Annotated in this window: 19 protein-coding genes; 13 read left to right on the plus strand and 6 right to left on the minus strand. The window is 69.9% G+C overall.

Annotation, left to right across the window (positions count from 1 at the left end; genetic code table 11):
- The first annotated feature begins 153 nt into the window (after positions 1–153).
- The 4 genes from CA984_RS31210 (at position 154) to treS (ending at position 3,212) form a co-directional block, all read left to right on the plus strand.
- Positions 154–405, plus strand: coding sequence for a hypothetical protein (locus tag CA984_RS31210; protein WP_086577073.1), 252 nt, complete (start codon positions 154–156; stop codon positions 403–405).
- Positions 395–829, plus strand: coding sequence for a PIN domain-containing protein (locus tag CA984_RS31215; protein WP_086577074.1), 435 nt, complete (start codon positions 395–397; stop codon positions 827–829). The genes CA984_RS31210 and CA984_RS31215 overlap by 11 nt, the downstream gene beginning before the upstream one ends.
- Before the next feature lie 27 nt (positions 830–856).
- On the plus strand, positions 857–1,021 hold the full coding sequence (locus CA984_RS31220; protein ID WP_242676276.1) for a hypothetical protein: 165 nt from the start codon (positions 857–859) through the stop codon (positions 1,019–1,021).
- A gap of 502 nt (positions 1,022–1,523) precedes the next feature.
- Positions 1,524–3,212, plus strand: a complete 1,689-nt coding sequence (gene treS, locus CA984_RS31225) for a maltose alpha-D-glucosyltransferase (RefSeq protein WP_086577075.1) — start codon at positions 1,524–1,526, stop codon at positions 3,210–3,212.
- A 168-nt stretch (positions 3,213–3,380) separates the two neighbouring features.
- Here treS and CA984_RS31230 read toward each other — a convergent pair whose 3' ends face one another.
- From CA984_RS31230 to CA984_RS31240, 3 genes are all read right to left on the minus strand, one after another.
- The gene (locus CA984_RS31230; protein ID WP_086577076.1) at positions 3,381–5,660 is read right to left on the minus strand and encodes an FtsX-like permease family protein; all 2,280 of its coding nucleotides are present in this window, start codon (positions 5,658–5,660) and stop codon (positions 3,381–3,383) included.
- Between the two features lie 71 nt (positions 5,661–5,731).
- The gene (locus CA984_RS31235; RefSeq protein ID WP_086577077.1) at positions 5,732–6,484 is read right to left on the minus strand and encodes an ABC transporter ATP-binding protein; all 753 of its coding nucleotides are present in this window, start codon (positions 6,482–6,484) and stop codon (positions 5,732–5,734) included.
- Positions 6,481–6,987 (minus strand): PadR family transcriptional regulator, encoded by a 507-nt coding sequence (locus tag CA984_RS31240; protein WP_086577078.1) that lies wholly within the window; start codon positions 6,985–6,987, stop codon positions 6,481–6,483. Before CA984_RS31240 ends, CA984_RS31235 begins: the two co-directional genes overlap by 4 nt.
- 132 nt (positions 6,988–7,119) lie before the next feature.
- Here CA984_RS31240 and CA984_RS31245 point away from each other — a divergent pair, with 132 nt between their 5' ends.
- The 6 genes from CA984_RS31245 (at position 7,120) to CA984_RS31270 (ending at position 13,447) form a co-directional block, all read left to right on the plus strand.
- Positions 7,120–8,376, plus strand: coding sequence for an ABC transporter substrate-binding protein (locus tag CA984_RS31245; RefSeq protein WP_086577079.1), 1,257 nt, complete (start codon positions 7,120–7,122; stop codon positions 8,374–8,376).
- A gap of 211 nt (positions 8,377–8,587) precedes the next feature.
- Positions 8,588–9,916, plus strand: a complete 1,329-nt coding sequence (locus CA984_RS31250; protein WP_086577088.1) for an ABC transporter substrate-binding protein — start codon at positions 8,588–8,590, stop codon at positions 9,914–9,916.
- Positions 9,917–9,928: 12 nt separating this feature from the next.
- On the plus strand, positions 9,929–11,428 hold the full coding sequence (locus CA984_RS31255) for an ABC transporter permease subunit (protein ID WP_086577080.1): 1,500 nt from the start codon (positions 9,929–9,931) through the stop codon (positions 11,426–11,428).
- The gene (locus tag CA984_RS31260) at positions 11,425–12,300 is read left to right on the plus strand and encodes a carbohydrate ABC transporter permease (RefSeq protein ID WP_086577081.1); all 876 of its coding nucleotides are present in this window, start codon (positions 11,425–11,427) and stop codon (positions 12,298–12,300) included. The genes CA984_RS31255 and CA984_RS31260 overlap by 4 nt, the downstream gene beginning before the upstream one ends.
- 78 nt (positions 12,301–12,378) lie before the next feature.
- Positions 12,379–13,056 carry a uracil-DNA glycosylase gene (locus CA984_RS31265; RefSeq protein ID WP_086577082.1) on the plus strand — a complete coding sequence of 226 codons (678 nt, stop codon included), beginning with the start codon at positions 12,379–12,381 and terminating at the stop codon, positions 13,054–13,056.
- Between the two features lie 37 nt (positions 13,057–13,093).
- Positions 13,094–13,447, plus strand: coding sequence for a hypothetical protein (locus CA984_RS31270; protein ID WP_012888357.1), 354 nt, complete (start codon positions 13,094–13,096; stop codon positions 13,445–13,447).
- A 2-nt stretch (positions 13,448–13,449) separates the two neighbouring features.
- Here the strand turns inward: CA984_RS31270 and CA984_RS31275 are convergent, their stop codons facing one another.
- Together CA984_RS31275 and CA984_RS31280 are read right to left on the minus strand one after the other, a co-directional pair.
- A complete protein-coding gene (locus CA984_RS31275) occupies positions 13,450–13,851 on the minus strand; it encodes a VOC family protein (protein ID WP_165781483.1) in 402 nt (133 codons plus the stop codon).
- 89 nt (positions 13,852–13,940) lie between these two features.
- A complete protein-coding gene (locus CA984_RS31280; RefSeq protein WP_133061828.1) occupies positions 13,941–14,864 on the minus strand; it encodes a hypothetical protein in 924 nt (307 codons plus the stop codon).
- A 206-nt stretch (positions 14,865–15,070) separates the two neighbouring features.
- Here CA984_RS31280 and CA984_RS31285 point away from each other — a divergent pair, with 206 nt between their 5' ends.
- Both CA984_RS31285 and CA984_RS31290 read left to right on the plus strand, forming a co-directional pair.
- A complete protein-coding gene (locus CA984_RS31285) occupies positions 15,071–15,955 on the plus strand; it encodes a DUF2268 domain-containing putative Zn-dependent protease (RefSeq protein ID WP_086577085.1) in 885 nt (294 codons plus the stop codon).
- A 10-nt stretch (positions 15,956–15,965) separates the two neighbouring features.
- The gene (locus CA984_RS31290) at positions 15,966–16,724 is read left to right on the plus strand and encodes a MerR family transcriptional regulator (RefSeq protein WP_086577086.1); all 759 of its coding nucleotides are present in this window, start codon (positions 15,966–15,968) and stop codon (positions 16,722–16,724) included.
- A gap of 119 nt (positions 16,725–16,843) precedes the next feature.
- On the opposite strand, the gene CA984_RS31295 is transcribed toward CA984_RS31290, so the two are convergent.
- Complete coding sequence (locus CA984_RS31295; protein ID WP_086577087.1) at positions 16,844–18,121, minus strand: cryptochrome/photolyase family protein; 1,278 nt, start codon at positions 18,119–18,121, stop codon at positions 16,844–16,846.
- Between the two features lie 138 nt (positions 18,122–18,259).
- Here CA984_RS31295 and CA984_RS31300 point away from each other — a divergent pair.
- Positions 18,260–18,731 (plus strand): MerR family transcriptional regulator (locus CA984_RS31300; protein ID WP_133061829.1); only part of this gene is annotated, 472 nt, incomplete at its 3' end.

The following is an 18,731-nucleotide window of genomic DNA, read 5'->3' on the forward strand; positions in this document are numbered from 1 at the left end:
TGCCCACCCTCACCCCGCCCTGGGCCTGATCTGCCGCCCCAATGGCGCGGATGCTCCGTTGTCATCACGGGGTGACGGGATCCAGCTTTCCCCTGACAACACGGTAACGTGACACTACTATAACTCTCCGTGACCATCACGTATGATTCTCATATGAGGAAACGGCCCATCACCGTCACGGTAGATCCCAACCTGCTCGACTACGCCGAGGCGAAGGTCGCCAGCGGCGAGGCGAAGTCGGTGTCCTCCGTCGTCAACGACGCCCTGGCACAGCAGGCTGCCCGCGACCGGGCGGCCACCACCGCGTGGCGAAAGGCCGTGGAACGGGCGAAAGCCGACCCGGAAGCGTACGAACTGGGACGGCGCCGCGCGGCGAGACTCATGGAGATTCTCAATGGCGGATGAGCCCTTGGGGTCCGTCGTCCTCGACGCGACGGTTCTCATGGAATGCGCTCGCGGCGACCTGGCGGCCATCAGCCTGGTTCAGCACCTCGACGCCGGCAAGACCTCGATAGTCGTCCCCGTCCTGGCCGCCACCGGCGCGGCGATCGAGGTGGGCGTCGGCGAGGGAGCCGAGGTCATCCGAGGTCTCTGCACAATGGAGTCCGTCCATCTCGCCGGCCTGTCCCATGCGGACGCGGCGATCTGGCTCGCCGGTGTGCGCCGCGAGCTGGAGTCCTGCGGCTCCCTGACGGACGCGCACATCGCCGCCGAGGCCCTCATCCACGGCTGCCCTATCGTGACAATGGACCACCTTCGCTGGGACGCCATGGTCCGCGATCTCTCCGGCCAGATCACCGTGATCGAAGTCACCGATCTCACCGAATAAGCCCCGCCGTCGGAGCCGCTGCACACCGTGGTCGCCGAGGGCCCGGACGCCCTGGCGCGCTTCAACGGCTGGAACGACCGGTTCTGGGTGCGGAGCCTGGTCCCGCTCGGGACCTGGCTGGGCGACTACGAGGCCCACCTACCCACCCTCACCCCTTGGACCCGATTTCCGCCCCCTCCCCTCAGCTGGTAAGGGGCGACAACGGATCCGGCGAGGCCATCCCATGTGACCAGGTATGGTCGAAATGTGGGCTCGTAACCTCGGGGGCACAACCCGGGCGACCCCGCATCGCGGACGGCCGGGCAGAGATCCGGGTGCCTGTGAGGCCGGATCCGGATGCCTCGTCCGCAGCCCACGCGCCGTACATACGCCCAGGTCACCACCGTCGCGTGTGACGCGTTTCACGGAAATGAACAGTATGCGACAGCCCGATTACGGGTGGACGGCGCGATGCTCGCGAAGATTCCGTGGCGTGGGGACGTGAGGAGATGTTTAGGGGCTCCGACGCGCTCGAACGGCTGGTAGTGTTCGGCCCAGAAAGCGCCACAACGGATAGGACCGAATCACAAATTCGGTCTGTCCGAGGGCATGGAGCACGTGGGGATGACGGCTCCCGCCAGCGCGGTCACCAACATCATCAGCCGGACTATCCGGTGACTTCGTCCTGCCCTTTCTCACCGTGAGCGAGAACACGATGAACCCATCCCCCTACCTGGAGCCTGTTTCCGAAGACTTCGTCTCGGCGGATCCCCAGTGGTACAAGCGGGCGGTTTTCTACGAGGTGCTGGTCCGGGGGTTCAAGGACTCCAACGGAGACGGCACGGGAGACCTGCGCGGCCTGATCGAGAAACTCGACTACGTCAAGTGGCTCGGTGTGGACTGCCTCTGGCTGCTCCCCCTCTACGAGTCGCCGCTCCGCGACGGCGGCTACGACATCTCCGACTACATGAAGATCCTCCCCGACTTCGGTGACCTCGGCGACTTCATCCAGCTCATCGAGTCGGCCCACGAGCGGGGCCTGCGCATCATCACCGACCTGGTGATGAACCACACCAGCGACAAGCACCCGTGGTTCCAGGCCTCTCGGCACGACCCCGAAGGCCCCTACGGCGACTTCTACGTCTGGTCCGACGAGCCCACCGGCTACCCCGACGCGCCGATCATCTTCATCGGCGCCGAGGAGTCGAACTGGACCTACGACCCGGTCCGCAAGCAGTACTACTGGCACCGGTTCTTCCACCACCAGCCGGACCTGAACTACGACAACCCGGCGGTCCAGGAGGCCATGCTGGAGGTCCTGCGGTTCTGGCTGGACCTGGGCATCGACGGTTTCCGCCTGGACGCCGTGCCGTACCTCTTCGAGCGCGAGGGCACCAGCTGCTCCGGCCTGCCCGAGACCCACGCGTACCTGAAGAAGGTCCGCGCCGAGGTCGACCGCCTCTACCCCGACCGGGTGCTGCTGGCCGAGGCCAACGGCTGGCCCGAGGACGTGGTGGAGTACTTCGGCGACCCGTCGGTGGGCGGCGACGAGTGCCACATGGCCTTCCACTTCCCCCTCATGCCGCGCATCTTCATGGCAGTGCGCCGGGGCAGCCGCGAGCCGATCTCCGAGATCATGTCGCGGACGCCGAAGCTCCCGGACAGCGCCCAGTGGGGCATCTTCCTGCGCAACCACGACGAGCTGACCCTGGAGACGGTCACCGAAGAGGAGCGCGACTACATGCACGCCGAGTACGCCAAGGACCCGCGCATGCGGGCCTACCTGGGCATCCGGCGTCGCCTGGCCCCGCTGCTGGAGAACGACCGGGACCAGATCGAGCTGTTCACCGCGCTGCTGCTGTCGCTGCCCGGTTCGCCGGTCATGTACTACGGCGACGAGATCGGCATGGGCGACAACATCTGGCTGGAGGACCGTGACGCGGTCCGCACCCCGATGCAGTGGAGCCCCGACCGCAACGCCGGCTTCTCCCAGGCCGACCCGGGCCGCCTCTACCTCCCGGCCGTCATGGACCCGATCTACGGCTTCCAGGCGGTCAACGTGGAGGCCCAGCAGAAGAACCCCGCGTCGCTGCTGCACTTCACCAGGAAGATGCTGGAGATCCGGCGCAACCACCCGGTCTTCGGCACCGGCGTCTACAGCGAGCTGTGGTCCGGCAACCCGGCGGTGCTGTCCTTCGTCCGCGAGGACGGCGACGACGTGATGCTGTGCGTCAACAACCTGTCGAAGTACCCGCAGCCGGTGGAGCTGGACCTGCGCCGCTTCGAGGGCATGACGCCGGTCGAGGCCCGGGGCGGGGTGCCGTTCCCGCAGATCGGAACCCTGCCCTACCTGCTGACCCTGCCGGGTCACGGCTTCTACTGGTTCTCCATCAACACCCGCTGAGACACCCCCTCAGCCGCCCGGCCCCTTGACGGACGGTGCGGCACGGCCCAGCCGTGCCGCACCGTCCGTCGTCGCTCTGGAGCCGTCTCATCGCTCGGAGCCATCGTTACTCCGGACCGCCGGGCGGGGATCGGTCCGCATCTGTCCCGGTGGCCGGATCATCGGCCCCTACCTGACGGCCACCGGGATCTGGGCCCGTACGGCCCTGCGGGCCGGTATCAACGTCACCAGCAGGGCCGCCCCCACCGCGACCAGCACCGCGACCAGCAGCGTCAGGGCCGAGGGGGTACGGCCGATGCCCGCGCCGACGCCGCTGGTGTGCCCCTGCAGGTCGATCAGGCCGCCGACCAGTGACGCCCCGGCCGCGGTGCCCGCGGACACGCCCAGCACGACGAGCAGCCCGGTGCCGGTGACCAGGGTGGCGGCCACCTGCCCCGGGGTGAGTCCCATGGCCTTGAGCACCGCCAGGTCCAGCGCGTGGTCGCGCAGCCCCAGGGCGCTGGCGGTCAGCAGGTTGGCCAGGCCGAGCAGGGCGAGCACGGCGATCAGCGCCACGATCAGCACGCGGACGACCTCAAGCCGTTCGGCCGGGTTGACCACCCGATGCACCTCCAGCCCCTCGTCCGAGGCGGCCAGCAGCCGGGCCCGGACCGCGGCCGGGTCGGCCCCCGGCCTGAGCACCAGGCTGTAGAACTGCGGCGGCACCGCGTCCTTGGCGGCCAGGCTGTCCAGCCCGAGGGAGAGCACCTCGCCGTCCTGGTCGGGCTCCACCACCCGGCCCACGATGTGCACGATCAGCGGCGTGCCGCCGACCGTCATCCGGACCCGGTCGCCGATCTTCACCCCCAGCAGATCGAGCAGTCCCTGACCGGCGACGGCCTCGCCCCGCCCGGCGAACATCCGCCCCTCCACCACCGAGAAGGGGTAGGGCTGGGCGGAGGTGCCCACGGCACGGGCCAGCACGCTCCTGGTCTGCTCCGGCTCCAGCGCGGACACCTCGCTGCCCGGGTAGGCGGCCTGCACCTCCGGGTCGGCCCCGACGATCCGCGCGGCGTCCTCGGGGGTGAGCTTGTCGGGGCGGACGGTCAGCGCCGCCGCCTGGCCGACCTGTTCGGGGTGGTGCAGGAAGTCGTCCAGGGTGGCCCAGACGCCCAGGCCGATCGTGATCATCATCATCGGGACGGCGAGGCCGAAGATGCTCAGGAACGCGGGGACACGCCTGGTGAAGGCGTCACGGGTGCCCAGCACGAGGGCAGGCGGCAGCCGTACGAGAAGGGCGAGCCTGGCGACCCGCGACAGGCGGCCCTTCGGCGGCGCGGCGGGCGCCGCGGGGATCGGCGGGGTGCGTCCGCCCCGCCAGGCCGGCAGAGCCACCGCGACAAGGACCACCGCGGCGGTGCCGCCGATGATCGACAGCAGCGGGACCGACGACAGCGGCAGGATCGGCATGCCGTCCAGCGCGAACGAGGAGGCGATCTGGCCGCAGACCAGCCCGACGGCGATGCCGAGCAGGCCCAGCGCGCCGTGCTCCGCCATGAGCAGGCCGAAGATCTGGCTCCGGGTGTAGCCCAGGGATTTCAGGGTGGCGATGTCGCGCGTCTGGGTGAGCACGCGGCCGCCCACCACGTTGACGATGGCCAGCGCCGCGGCGACCAGCCCGGTGACGCCGAACAGCGCCAGCAGCAGGCCGAGCAGCCGGTTGTCCAGCTCCATGGAGGCGCGGACCTCGCGCCAGGTGGACATGCGCTGGATCTTCTCGGCCAGCAGGGTCACCGCGCCGTGCGCGACCGGCAGCGTGTCCTCGCCGTCGGCCAGCCGGAGGCCGGTGACCGACTCGCTGCGGCCCAGCGCGGGCTCGACCCTGGCGAGGGTGGTGGTCAGGGTCCAGGCCAGGCCGGGGGTCCACTCGGGGTAGAAGCCCTGGTCGGCGGTGTCGGCCAGGCCGACCACGACCAGCGGGTGGGAGGCGCCGCTGAGCGCGGTGACGGTGAAGGGGCCGCCCACCCGCAGGCCGAGCGCCTCGGCGAAGGAGCGCTCGACGACGACGCCGTCGACGTCGCCGGAGCGCAGCCAGCGCCCTTCACGGATCAGCGGCGCGGCCACGGAGGGCGGCCTCACCTGCATCCCCCGCAGTGCCACGGGGGACTTCTTGCCGTCCATCGTGAGCATCACCGGCGCCGTGCGGTACGGCCCCGCCACCTGGGTCACCCCGTGGAGCCGCGACAGCGCGGTCACGTCCGGGGCGTCCTTGGTGTGGATCCACACGTGCGCGCCCCGGGACTCGGCGAACAGCCCCCGCCACGGGTTGGTGCCGTCCTCCAGCAGGGTCGCCGCGGTGATCAGCGCCGTGACGATCCCCGCCACCGCGAGCACCGTGAGCAGCGCCTGTCCCCGCCGGACCCTCAGGTCGGCCCGGATCCATCTGATCGAGGCCCTGGTGGTGCTCACGTCCTGGATCCCGGCCCCTGGTCCGGGCCCGCCGGGTGCGGGCGGGCGTCGGTGGGAGCGGTGCTCATCGGCTATCCCCTCAGCTCGACGACGTCGCCCGCGGTGGCCCTGGGCCGCCGGCGGGCCGGGCCGACGGCCCCGTCGTCGACGATCTCGCCGTCGAGCAGGGAGACCACGCGGTCGGCCAGGCTGGCCACCCGGGCGTCGTGGGTGACCATGATGATGGTCTGGCCGTCGCGGTGGACCTCGCTGAGGAGGCGGAGCACGTCACGGGTGTTGCGGCTGTCGAGGTTGCCGGTGGGCTCGTCGGCGAGCAGCAGGCTCGGCCTGTTGGCCAGCGCGCGGGCCAGTGCCACCCGCTGCTGCTCGCCGCCCGCGAGCTGGGCGGGGGCGGCGTCGGCGCGGTCGGCCAGCCCGAGCTCCCCGAGGAGGTACTCCCGTCGCTCGCGGGCCTCGCGCGGGGAGGCCCCGGCCAGCAGCGCGGGCAGCTCGACGTTGTCGGCCACGGTCATGTTGGCGACCAGGTTGAAGAACTGGAAGACGAAACCGATCTTCTGCCGGCGCAGCAGCGCCCAGGCGCTCTCGTTCAGCGTGTCGGCCCGTTTGCCGTCCAGCCAGATCTCGCCGCTGGTCCGGGCGTCCAGGCCCCCGATCATGTGCACCAGGGTGGACTTGCCCGACCCCGACGGCCCCATGACGGCGACGAACTGCCCCGCCTCGACCTGAAGATCCACCCCCCGTACGGCGGGCACCGGGACACCGCCGTTCTGGTAGATCTTCACGAGATTGACCGTGTTGACGATGGGGGGTGGGGGTGGGCTCACGACAGGTCCTCCTGACAGCGTTCGAGCCAGTCGAGGTCGGCCTGCAGGTGCAACATGGCCCCCTCGATCAGCAGGAGCGCGACACGATTCCCCTGGTCGGTCCGCTCAGCGAGTTCGTTGAGATCGCGCATGAGCGCGAGGTAGTGGCGGCGCTGGCGGCTGATCAGCGCCATCCGGTCCGCGATGCCGGTCATCGGGGCCAGCACGAGCTTCATGAAGAACTCGTCCCGGACCCGCGGCCCCTCGGTGGGCTCGTCCACCCACACGTCGAGGGCCTCCCGGCCTGCGGCGGTCAGATAGTACACCTTCTTGTTCGGCCGGTTGGACTGCTCCACGTCCACGACGCGCACCAGCCCGTCCTTCTCCAACCGGCTGAGCGTGACGTAGATCTGCCCGATGTTCGGCGACGGGTAGGCGCTGCCGAAGATCTGTTCCAGCGCCTGTTTCAGCTCATATCCGTGGGCAGGTTCCTTCGCGAGGAGCGCCAGCAGCGACTGCCTCACGCCCCACCTCCTCGGAGTGCTCGTTACGTGAGCGTTATGTGGCTATCCGTTGACGTCCACATTAGCGCTGTGCATAACATGCATGCATCTACCTAACACGTATGTAACCGCTCTGAAACCTGGAGGCAACCGATGCGCCGTCTGCTCCCCGTCGCGCTCGCCGTGCTGGTCACGGCGGGATGCTCGACGGCGGTGGCACAGAAGACGGAGCGATTCGGCGGGAGCGGTCCGTTCACCCTGGTGACCGGACGCGACACGACCGGCTATCTGCAACCGCTGCTCGACCGGTGGAACGAGACCCACCCCGGGGAACGCGTGACCCTGCTCGAACTCCCCGAGGCGGCCGACGAGCAGCGCGCGCAGATGGTCGCCAACCTGCAGGCCAAAAGCGACCGCTACGACGTGCTCGGCCTCGACGTGGTCTGGACGGCGGAGTTCGCCGACGCCGGCTGGATCCTGCCGCTCGAGCGCGGCGCGTTCCCGCTGGACCGGTTCCTTCCGCCGGTCGTGGACACGGCGGTCTACCAGGACAAGCTCTGGGCGGTGCCTTACACCAGCAACGCCGGACTGCTCTACTACCGCAAGGACCTGCTCGCCAAGCAGGGCTTCAAGCCGCCCACGACCTGGGCGGAGCTGCGCGAGCAGGCCCGGACGCTGCACGACAAGTATGACATCGGCGGCTACGCCGGCCAGTTCCTCGCCTACGAGGGGCTGACCGTCAACTTCGCCGAGGCCGTGCAGTCGGCGGGCGGCCAGATCCTCAGCCGGGACGGCACGCAGGTGACCATGGACGTGGCCAGGGCCAAGACCGGCCTGGACTTCCTGGCCGGCGGCTTCCGGGAGGGATGGATCCCCCAGGAGTCGCTCTCCTTCAAGGAGGAGGAGTCACGGCTGGCCTTCCAGGAGGGCCGGCTGGCCTTCGCCCGCAACTGGCCGCACGCCTACGGCCCGGCCACCACCTCGGCGGTCGGTGACAAGTTCGGGGTGACCCGCCTTCCCGGGCTGAACGGCCCGGGTTCCAGCTCGCTGGGCGGGGTCAACCTCGCGCTCAGCGCATATTCCAAGCGGCAGAAGTCGGCGGTGGAGTTCATCCGCTACTTCACCGGCCTGGAGAACCAGCGACGGGTGCTCGCCGACGGCTCGTTCCCACCCGTGTGGGCCGAGCTGTACGACGACCCCGACCTGATCAAGCGTTTCCCCTACCTGCCGGTCCTCAAGCAGAGCATCCTCTCCGCGCGGCCGAGACCGGCGAGCGCCAACTACAACCAGGTGAGCCTGGTGATCGCCAGTGCGGTCTCCAACGCTCTCACCCCACCCTTCACGGAGGCGGGCGACGATGTCGTCACCTCCATGAAGGGCCAGCTCAACGAGATCATCCGGGCTCAGTGACCCGGGGGCGATCCCCCCGGGTGAGGCCGTCATCCCCATTGCCGTTCCAGACCGAGGGTCATCCCCGCCCCCGGTCCACCGATCCGGACCGAGGGTCATCCCCACCCTCGATCCAGGTCAAATGTCCCCCCATTCTCAGTCCGTATTGAGCTGTCGCCCCCGTCCCCCCGGACATATCGGGAACTCCGACAGCACAGGAGGTTTGTTCAGCATGCGTAAAACCATCGCGACAGTGACGACGGCGGGACTGGCACTCGCCCTCGCCGCGTGCGGCCAGTCCTCCGAGACCGGCGCCTCCCCCGCCGCGAGCAGCAGCTCCTCGGCCGCCGCCCCGGCCGCCAAGACCCTTGAGGGCGTGACCGTCGAGGTCGCCGCCAAGTGGACCGGCGCCGAGCAGACCAACTTCCAGGAAGTGCTCAAGGCGTTCGAGGCCAAGACCGGCGCCAAGGTCACCTACGCCTCCACCGGCGAGGACACCGGCGCCTACCTCGGCCCGCGCATCCAGGGCGGCAACCCGCCGGACATCGCGATCCTCCCCCAGCCGGGCCTGGTCCAGCAGTACGCCGACCAGAAGGCGCTCAAGCCCCTCGCCCCCGAGGTGCTCAAGCAGATCGACGACAACTACACCCCGTACTGGAAGGAGCTCGGCTCCGCCGACGGCCAGGCCTACGGCGTGCTGGTGAAGGCGGCCCACAAGTCGCTCATCTGGTACCGCGACCAGGCCTTCCAGGACGCCGGGGCGCAGCCGCCGACCAACTGGGACGAGCTCGTCAAGACCGCCCAGGCCGTCGCCGACTCCGGCACCCCGCCCTTCGCCCTCTGCGGCGCGTCCGGCTGGACCCTGACCGACCTGTTCGAGAACGTCTACCTGTCCAGCGCGGGCCCGGAGAACTACACCAAGCTCTCCAAGCACGAGATCCCCTGGACCGACGCCAGCGTGACCACCGCGCTGGAGAAGATCGGGCAGCTCGTCGGCAAGAAGGAGTTCCTGCTCGGCGGCACCTCCGGCGCCCTGCAGACCGACTTCCCGACCTGCGTGACCCAGGTCTACGGCCAGGACAAGTCGGCGATGGTCATCGAGGCCGACTTCGTGGGCACCACGGCCGAGGAGTCCGGCGCGAAGCTCGGCGAGGAGGCCAAGTACTTCGCGTTCCCGAAGGCCGGCGACACCGAGCCGGTCGTGCTGGGCGGCGACATCGCGGTGGTGCTGAAGGACTCCAAGGGCGCGATGGCGCTGCTGGAGTTCCTCGCCTCCAAGGAGGGCGGCGAGATCTGGGCGAAGCTCCCCGGCTACCTCTCCCCCAACCGCAACGTCTCGCCTGACAACTACCCGGCCGAGCTGACCAAGAAGCTCGCGCAGACGATCATCTCCGCCGGTGACGCCGTCCGCTACGACATGTCCGACCTGGCGCCCAGCGCCTTCGGCGGCACCGACGGCAAGGGCGAGTGGAAGCTCCTGCAGGACTTCGTCCGCGACCCGTCCAAGATCAAGGACATCCAGTCCAAGCTTGAGGACGAGGCCAAGAAGGCCTGGAAGTAAAGGGGAGAGGCCGTGACCGACCGGTTAGACGGCCCGCAGGATCCGCGCGGCGGCGGCGACGCCGCCCGCGGCTCCTCCTCCGGACCGAACGAAGCCCATGGGGCCTCCCTCGACCTGAGCGACGGGCCCCCACCCCCGGCTGACGCGGACGCGGAGCCGGGCAAGACCTCCCCCGCGAAGAGCACCGCCGCCGGCCCGGCGCCGGCAGCGGTTCCGGGCGGCCCCTCCAAGCTGGGGCCGCCGCCCACGATGGCGATCTGGTTCCTGCTGCCGGGAGCCCTCCTGCTCGGCGCGATGGTGATCTACCCGATCATCTACTCGATCTTCCGCAGCTTCTACGACGCGACCGGCGACACCTTCGTCGGCGCGGACAACTACGCGGCGATCTTCAGTGACTCCTCCACCCTGACCACGATCAGGAACAACCTGATCTGGGTCGTGGTGGCTCCCGCCCTGGTCACCGCGGTCGGACTGATCTTCGCGGTGCTGACCGAGCGGATCCGCTGGGCCACCGCGTTCAAGCTGATCGTGTTCATGCCGATGGCCGTCTCCCTGATGGCCTCGGGCGTCATCTTCCGCCTGGTCTACGAGCAGGCACCGGACCGCGGCGTGGCCAACGCCGTGATCAGCTCGGTGGACGGTCTCTTCGGCTCCAACCAGGGCTACCCGGACGCCCGCCCCAGGGAGAACGACCAGGCGCCGGTGACCGCCCAGCAGGGCGCGGTGGTGACCAAGCAGCCCGCCAAGCCCGGGCAGGCCGTGCTCATCCCGCTGGTGGGCGTGAAGCCCGACACCCTGGCCTCGGCCGCGACGGCGAAGGCCGTCCAGCCGGGTCCGGGCGAACTCGCCGGAACCGTGTGGGTGGACTTCACCCAGGGCGGCGGCGGCGCGCTCAACCAGGTGGACGGCACCGAGAAGGCCCTGGCCGGGGTGACGGTCGAGGCGGTGCAGAACGGCGCCGTCAAGGCCACCGCCAGCACCGAGGCCGACGGAACCTTCCGCTTCGCCGGACTCGCTCCGGGCGACTACACGGTACGGCTGCCGCAGTCGAACTTCGAGGCGGGCTTCACCGGGGTCTCCTGGCTGGGCCCGACGCTGATCACCCCGGCGATCATCGGCGCGTTCATCTGGGTGTGGGCCGGGTTCTCCATGGTCCTGATCGCGGCGGGGCTCGCGGCCATCCCGCGGGACGCGCTGGAGGCGGCCCGCATCGACGGCGCCACCGAATGGCAGGTGTTCCGCAAGATCACCATCCCGCTGCTCTCCCCGGTGCTGCTCGTCGTGTTCGTCACAATGATCATCAACACCCTGAAGGTCTTCGACCTGGTCTTCGTCATCGCGCCGGGCTCGGTGCAGCCGCAGGCCAACGTGATCGCGCTGGAGATGTGGCGGGTCTCCTTCGGCGGCGGCGGCAACCAGGGGCTGGGCAGCGCGCTGGCCATCTTCCTGCTGATCCTCGTCCTGCCCTTCATGATTATCAACATCCGCCGGTTCAGGAGGGACAACCAGTGACCACCTCCACTCTCGGCGCCCCGCCCCGGAGTACCCTCGGCCGGATCGTGGACCGGGTCGGCGGCGGCCTCGTCCAGGCCGCGCTGGTGCTGATCGGCGTGTTCTGGCTGGTCCCCACCCTGGGCCTGTTCGTGGTCTCGATCCGCGAGGAGACGGCCAACAACTCCACCGGCTGGTGGACGGCGTTCACCAAACCGGCCGAGCTGACCCTCAAGAGCTACTCCGACCTGCTGGCCACCGGGTTCACCGCGTCGTTCTGGAACACCGTGTTCATCACGGTGCCCACGACCCTCCTGGTGATCGGCATCGCGGCCATGGCGGCCTACGCTTTCGCCTGGATGGAGTTCCCCGGCAGGGACGGGCTGTTCCTGGTGGTGGTCGGCCTGCTGGTCGTGCCGATCCAGATCGCGCTGATCCCGATCGCCAAGCTCTACGGCACCCTCGGGATCTTCGGCTCCATCGCCGGCGTGGTGCTCTTCCACGTCGCCTTCGGCCTCCCCTTCGCCATCTTCCTGCTGCGCAACTTCTTCGCGGGCATCCCACGCTCGCTGCTGGAGGCGGCGCGGATGGACGGCGCGGGTGAGTGGAAGATCTTCTCGACCGTGGTGTTCCCGCTGGCCAAGCCCGCGGTCGCCTCGCTCGGCATCTTCCAGTTCCTCTGGGTCTGGAACGACCTGCTCGTCGCCCTGGTCTTCGCCGACTCCGGAAACCAGCCGATGACCAAGGCCCTGCAGTCCCAGATGCGGCAGTTCGGCACCAACGTCGACATCCTGGCGCCTGGCGCCTTCCTGTCGCTGATCATCCCGCTGGTGCTGTTCTTCGCCTTCCAGCGGTACTTCGTGCAGGGCATGATGGCCGGCTCGGTGAAATAAAGGGGCAGGTCCGGTACGGCTTGCCCGGATTTCGAGTGCAAGCCGTACCGGACCTCAAACATCGATAGAGTTTTCGGCATGTCCGCACGTCCTTTGAACGAAGTCGTGGAAGCCGGGTGGGCCACGGCCCTGGAACCCGTCTCCGAGAAGATCGCCGCCATGGGCGACTTCCTCCGGAAGGAGGTCGCCGAAGGCCGGCAGTACCTCCCTTCGGGACCGAATGTGCTCCGCGCCTTCCAACAGCCCTTTGACCAGGTCAAGGTGCTGATCGTCGGCCAGGATCCCTATCCCACGCCGGGTCACCCGATCGGCCTGAGCTTCTCGGTGGCCGCCGACGTGCGGCCCATCCCGGGGAGCCTGCGCAACATCTACAAGGAGCTCACCGAGGACCTCGGGCTGCCCATGCCGAGCAACGGCGACCTGACCCCCTGGACCGAGCACGGCGTGCTGCTGCTCAACAGGGTGCTCACCGTCATGCCGGGCAAGCCCGCCTCACACCGGGGCAAGGGCTGGGAAGAGGTCACCGAGCAGGCCATCAAGGCGCTCGCCGCGCGCGACAAGCCGATGGTCGCGATCCTCTGGGGCCGCGACGCCCGCAACCTGCGCCCGATGCTCGGCGACGTCCCGGCCATCGAGTCGGCCCACCCGAGTCCCCTGTCGGCCCGGAGCGGGTTCTTCGGCTCACGGCCGTTCAGCCGGGCCAACGAGCTCCTTGAGCAGCAGGGCACGACGCCGGTGGAGTGGAAGCTCCCCTAGGCCGATCCCACCTCCCAAGGGCACTAGGATTTCCACCATGAGTGATGAATCGGGCACTGAACGCTATCTGCGTCTGACGGTTGAGCTGACTGTGGAGGTGCAGGACATCGGCGCTCTCCAGGCCGCCGCACTGAAGGAGATCAACCACCCGGACGCCGACCTGGACGACGACGAGCGCAGGGAGCAGGCGGAGATGGTCTCCGCCGACGACAGCGGCGCCACGGCGCTGCAGTGGCTCATCGAGCCGGACCACGTCCTGGGGCTGATCGAGCACGTCGAGCAGATCGAGCCCCGCGAGGCCGTGCTGGGCGTGGAGCCCTCCGAGGGCCCCTCGGACGAGGAAGACGAGCACGACCACGACCACGAGCACGGTCACGACCACAAGCACTGAGGTCAGCCGTCGACGACGAAGCCGTCCCCGAAGGCCCAGAGTTGACCTTCCAGGTCGAAGGCCAGGTAGACCCTGGTGCCCTCGGGGGTGGCCTCGATGTCCAGCACGATCTCCGCGCCCATGGCGCTGGCCTGCTCGTAGTGGGCCTCCAGGTCCTCCACCACGACGAACACCCCCTGGCTGACCGCCGGTAGGTCCAGGGCGCTGCGCAGGTACGGCTCGCTGTCGCGGACCGAGGCCAGCATGACCACGGCGTCGCCCAGCGCGAGCCGGGCGTATCCGACGCCGCCTTTCCCGCCGGGGAGCGTGAGCACCGGCCGGAAGCCGAAGACCTTGCCCAGCCACTCGATGGCGGCCGGGGCATCCTGGTATCGAAGGAACGGAACCACAAGAGGCGTGGACATGCTGCCCTCCATCGAGACGGTGCGATGCCTGCAGCCCCGAGCTTCCCACCGTTGGCCGGTCCCGTCAGCCCACCCGGCGGGTCTTCTCGTCAACCGGTGAGAACGTCCTCGCGGCGGGCGACGAGGGAGTCACGGTGGCGCGTCAGCTCGCCGAGCCGGGCGGCCAGGTCGTCGACCGTGCCGCTCACCCACCGGGCGACCTCGGTGACGGCCTCGCCGGTGCGGGCGATCCGCTGGTGCTTGATCGCGTCGGTGATGATGTTGTCGAAGAACACGTCGGCGAACCAGCGGGTGTCCACCTCGGGCAGCTGGGGACTGACGTGTACCCCGACGTCGGCGAGCTCGCGGGAGAAGGCGTCCAGGGCGCGCTGGGCGTGCCAGGCCGCCTCGTCCGCGTCGCGCATGTGGCCGTGCTCCACCATGTCCGCGAAGCCGCCGCCGCCCAGCATGTCCCAGGTGGACGCGCCACGGGCGCCGCCGAGGCAGCGCAGGACCTGACCGACCGCCTGGCCGGCGGCGACACCGGCCAGGTGGGCCTCCTCGTGCTCGCGGAGGTCGGCGTGGGTGTCGGCGAGCCGCCGGCCGATCTCGGCGAGCTCGCGCCCCCGGGGGTCGGCCGACTCGACCAGTGACCGCTCCTTGCGTTCGAGCAGCGCGGCGAACTCCTCGCGGGCCGTGGCGACCTCGGCCAGGCCGTTCTCCACGGCCACCCGGTCGGCCTGGAGCCATCCGAGACGGGTCCGCTGCCCGTCCAGGCGCTGCCGCAGGGCCTGCGCCTCGGCCCGCTCCCTGGCGAGCTTCTCTTCCTTGGAACCGGTAAGGCCGGACAGGAACGCCGCGAAGCCGCCGCCCTCCAGCCTGGAGACGTCGCGCTCCTCCTTGGCGAGCCCGGCCTCCAGGTCGCCGATGAGCCGCCCGACCTCGTCGAGCTGTACGGCCACCGCCTGACGCTGCCTGGTCAGTTGTTCCAGCCGCCGCACCCGGTCACGGGCGGCGCGCAGGTCGTCATCCATGCTGTCGAAGGAGATCACACATTTGCGACGCGCGAAGAGGGCAGATCGTTCCGTCCGATATACGCCGCCCCCGTGGGGCGGAACGGGGCATCGCAGCGGCGAACCGCCGGTCATGACGGGACCGGGTGACGGCATGCCGGCCGTACCTCGACGAAGAGCGCCGCTGATTTGACCTTGACGCTGCGTCAACTTCTAGCATCGAGGCCATGTCCATCACTGTTCTCGACACCTACTCCGCCATGCGGCGGATCCTGCTGGCCCCGGTCGCGGACCGCGTTGACCTGCTGCGTTCGATGCTGGAGGCCAACAGGGGCATGTACCGCTACCACCCCGGCGAGCTCGACCTGGTCGCCGTGCACCTCCAATCGTCCGGGTTCCCCATCGACCGCGACGAGGAGCGCTGCCTCGACGCGCTCGAAACCCTGGCGGCGGCCGGGGCCTGGGAGCGGATGCAACGCGCCCTCGACGACGCTCTGGCCGTACTGCTGGAGGCGACGCCGGGGCTGGAGGCCCCGGACATCACCGTGCTGTCCGTCCTCGGCGATCCGGCTGACAAGCACTTCATGGGTCCCTGCAAAGGATTGACCGGGTTCGGCGGCATCTCGGGCAACATCGCCATCACGTTCTGGCCCTTCCCCGAGAACGTGGAGCGGCTGGAGGCCACCGTCGTACACGAACTGCACCACAACCTGCGATGGAGCCCGGGCGGGGTGGTGTGGGACCCGATGACCGTCACCGTCGGCGAGCACATCGTCGGCGAGGGCCTGGCCGACGCCTTCGCCCGCCGGCTCTACGGTGACGAGCTCGGCTACGCCCGCATCGGCGTGCCGCACCTGCACGACGACGAGGTCTTCGCCAAGGTGCTCACCGGGCTCGACGTGACAGGCATGGAGAACTTCACCGCCTGGGTGCACGGCGACCCCGGCGCCGAGCACCTCGGTGTCACCCCGGTAGGACTGCCGATGGGCGCCGGGTACGCCGCGGGCAACCGGCTGGTCGACGCCTACCTGGCGGCGACCGGGCAGACGGCGGCGCAGGCCCTGCACGCCGACAGCTCGGAGATCATCGCGACCACGCTCCGCCGCGGGTAACACTGGAACGATGGAGTGGACGATCCAAGAGCTCGCGGCGAGGGCCGGCATCACCAGCCGTACTCTGCGTCACTACGACCGCGTCGGGCTCTTGGCCCCGTCCCGGCTCGGCGCGAACGGCTACCGCTACTACGACCTCGGCGCGGTCGCCCGGCTGCAGCGGATCCTGCTCATGCGCCGGCTCGGGATGGGCCTGCCGGCCATCGCCGAGGTCCTGGCCGAGGAGGTGGACGAGCATGACGGACTCCGGGCGCACATCGCCGCGCTGGAGGAGGAACGGGACCGCGTCGAACGGCAGATCCGGTCTGTGCGTCACACGCTCGAGGCCCTGCAGGCGGGGGTGGAACCGCGGATGGACGTGATGTTGGCGGGGTTCAACGACCACTACAAGGACGAGGTGATCTCACGCTGGGGCGAGCACGCGTTCCAGGTGAGCAACGACTGGTGGCACGGCAAGACCCTTGACCAGCAGCTGGCCTGGAAGCAGGCCAGCGAGGACCTCGTGGCCGCCTGGGTCGCCGCGGCGAAGGCCGGGGTTTCCCCGACGTCGGAACACGCTCGGTCACTGGCCGCCAGGCACGTCCAGTGGCTGAGCCAGGTCCCGGGCACCCCCACGGCCGAGGGCGACCGGGAGCGCTCGATCGAGATGGTGAAGGGCGTGGGGGACATGTTCGTCGACGACCCCCGTTTCGCGGGCATGTACGACGACGCCGCGGGGGCGATGTTCGTCCGCGACGCACTGCAGGCGTACGCGCGGACCCGGATGTAGCTCGTGTGCCGCAAGAGCTCTTGTTCTTCCCCGAGGTGGGCGAGAGCTCACGCACCGCCGCGACAGCCCCCTTTCGGCGCGGGGAGGCGGAGCCTTCTTCCCCTCCGGGGAAGGACCCGTCAGTCCATCGAGACCAGCGGGGCGGGATAACCCCTGATCCCCGTGGACATGCGCCATGGCTCGTAGATCATCTTTACCGGCACGGCGTCCAGCTCGGGCAGGTAGCGCCGGATGTACTCGCCCTCCGGGTCGAACCGCCTCGCCTGCCGTACGGGATTGACGATCCGGTTGGGCCGGGTGTCGTTGCCGGTCCCGGCCACCCACTGCCAGTTGCCGTAGTTGTTGGACACGTCGCCGTCGAGCAACAGGTCGAAGAAGTGCCCGGCTCCCACCCGCCAGTCCACCCGCAACCGCCTGACCAGGAACGACGACGTCACCATGCGGGCCCGGTTGTGCATCCACCCCTCGGCGAGCAGCTGCCGCATGCCCGCGTCCACGATCGGCACGCCGGTCCTGCCCTCCTTCCAGGCCTGCGCCGCGTCCTCGTCGTCACGCCACTCCTGCCCCCGCGAGCGGTAGTCGTCGCGGTTGATGCGCGGGAAGGCCCGCGTCACCTGGTGGAAGAAGTCACGCCAGCAGAGCTGCCTGACGAAGTCGTCGCCGTTCTCCGACAGCGACTCCAGCTCCAGCGGTGACAGGCAGCCGAAGCGCAGGTAGGGGCTGAGCTTGGAGGTGCGGTTCCCGGCCAGGTCGTCGTGGCCGTCGGCGTAGTCCTCGACGCAGTATTTCAGCCACTGCCTCATGCGCTCGCGCGCCACCGTCTCGCCGCCCCTGAACAGCCCGTGGGGCTCGTGCCCGGCCACCGGCAGCGGGCCGGTCGCCAATCCCTCGGGGATCCGCACTCTTCCGGGAGCCCTCAGCACCTCCCGGCGCGGCTGCCTGCTCCAGACCCGCCAGTAGGGCGTGAAGACCCGGTAGTGGTCGCCGCCGCCGGAAGGCCGGAGCGCGTCCGGCGGCACGATCGTCACGCCGGGGAAGGCACGGAACTCCATCCGGTGCCGCTCGCACTCCTCGGCGAGCCGCCGCTCCCTGCGCCGCGCGAGCGCGCTGACGTCGGCGCTGACGTAGACGGCCTGGGCCGGGAGCTCGCGGGCGAGCCGGAGCGTCTCGGCCACCGGGTCACCCCTGCGGATCACCAGGTCACCGCCCCGCTCCCGGAGCGACCCGCGCAGGTCGGCGAGGGACTCGGCCAGGAAGCCGGCCCGCTGCCCCGCGGGCACGCGGGGGCCGATCACGAACAGGGGCACCACACGCCACGCGTTCGCGCACGCGGCTGCCAGCGCCGGGTGGTCGTGCACCCGGAGATCGCGATTGAACAGCACAATGACGGTATCCATCACAGGGTGGTTCGAGATCGCGGCGCCGGCGGTTGCATCCGCCGGCGCCCGCCGCCCGAAAGAAGGGTTCAGGGGGATGAACCACCCGTACTGCCTGGCAGGCTGGTAAGGCGATCGTGGGCATGGGGTGAGCCGAGGATGGACGAGCAGGGTCAGGTGACCGCCGAGGAGGAGCCGGGTTACGGCATAGGGGCCGTCGCCCGGCGGCTCGGCGTGCCCGCTCCCACCCTGCGCACCTGGAACCTGCGCTACGGGATCGGGCCGAGCCGCCGCAGCCCGGGCGGGCACCGCCGCTACGACGCGGGCGACCTGCGGCGGCTTGAGGAGATGAACCGGCTGATCAGGGCCGGGGTGCCGGCCGCCGACGCGGCGCGGGAGGTCCTGCGGGCCGCGGTCGCCCCCGTGAAGGGCCGCGCCGGCGGCGGGCCGGCGTCCGTCCCGCCCACCGGCACGGACCGGCACACGCTTCCCCCCGTTCCGGAGGGTCGCGACCAGGAGACGTTCCCGTCCGTCCCGCAGGACCCGGGCCGCGAGACGCTCCCGCCCGCCCCAGGGGATCGCGGCCGGAAGACCTTCCCGTCCGCCCCGCAGGACCCGGGCCGCGAGACGC

This window comes from Streptosporangium minutum, assembly GCF_002149035.1.
GTDB lineage: Bacteria > Actinomycetota > Actinomycetes > Streptosporangiales > Streptosporangiaceae > Streptosporangium > Streptosporangium minutum.

Bases quoted from the DNA above. Each gene is read 5' to 3' on its own strand.
- CA984_RS31210 (WP_086577073.1), top strand. From the start codon at position 154: ATGAGGAAACGGCCCATCACCGTCACGGTAGATCCCAACCTGCTCGAC.
- CA984_RS31215 (WP_086577074.1), top strand. From the start codon at position 395: ATGGCGGATGAGCCCTTGGGGTCCGTCGTCCTCGACGCGACGGTTCTC.
- treS (WP_086577075.1), top strand. From the start codon at position 1,524: ATGAACCCATCCCCCTACCTGGAGCCTGTTTCCGAAGACTTCGTCTCG.
- CA984_RS31245 (WP_086577079.1), top strand. From the start codon at position 7,120: ATGCGCCGTCTGCTCCCCGTCGCGCTCGCCGTGCTGGTCACGGCGGGA.
- CA984_RS31250 (WP_086577088.1), top strand. From the start codon at position 8,588: ATGCGTAAAACCATCGCGACAGTGACGACGGCGGGACTGGCACTCGCC.
- CA984_RS31265 (WP_086577082.1), top strand. From the start codon at position 12,379: ATGTCCGCACGTCCTTTGAACGAAGTCGTGGAAGCCGGGTGGGCCACG.
- CA984_RS31270 (WP_012888357.1), top strand. From the start codon at position 13,094: ATGAGTGATGAATCGGGCACTGAACGCTATCTGCGTCTGACGGTTGAG.
- CA984_RS31275 (WP_165781483.1), bottom strand. From the start codon at position 13,851: ATGTCCACGCCTCTTGTGGTTCCGTTCCTTCGATACCAGGATGCCCCG.
- CA984_RS31280 (WP_133061828.1), bottom strand. From the start codon at position 14,864: ATGGATGACGACCTGCGCGCCGCCCGTGACCGGGTGCGGCGGCTGGAA.
- CA984_RS31285 (WP_086577085.1), top strand. From the start codon at position 15,071: ATGTCCATCACTGTTCTCGACACCTACTCCGCCATGCGGCGGATCCTG.
- CA984_RS31290 (WP_086577086.1), top strand. From the start codon at position 15,966: ATGGAGTGGACGATCCAAGAGCTCGCGGCGAGGGCCGGCATCACCAGC.
- CA984_RS31295 (WP_086577087.1), bottom strand. From the start codon at position 18,121: ATGGATACCGTCATTGTGCTGTTCAATCGCGATCTCCGGGTGCACGAC.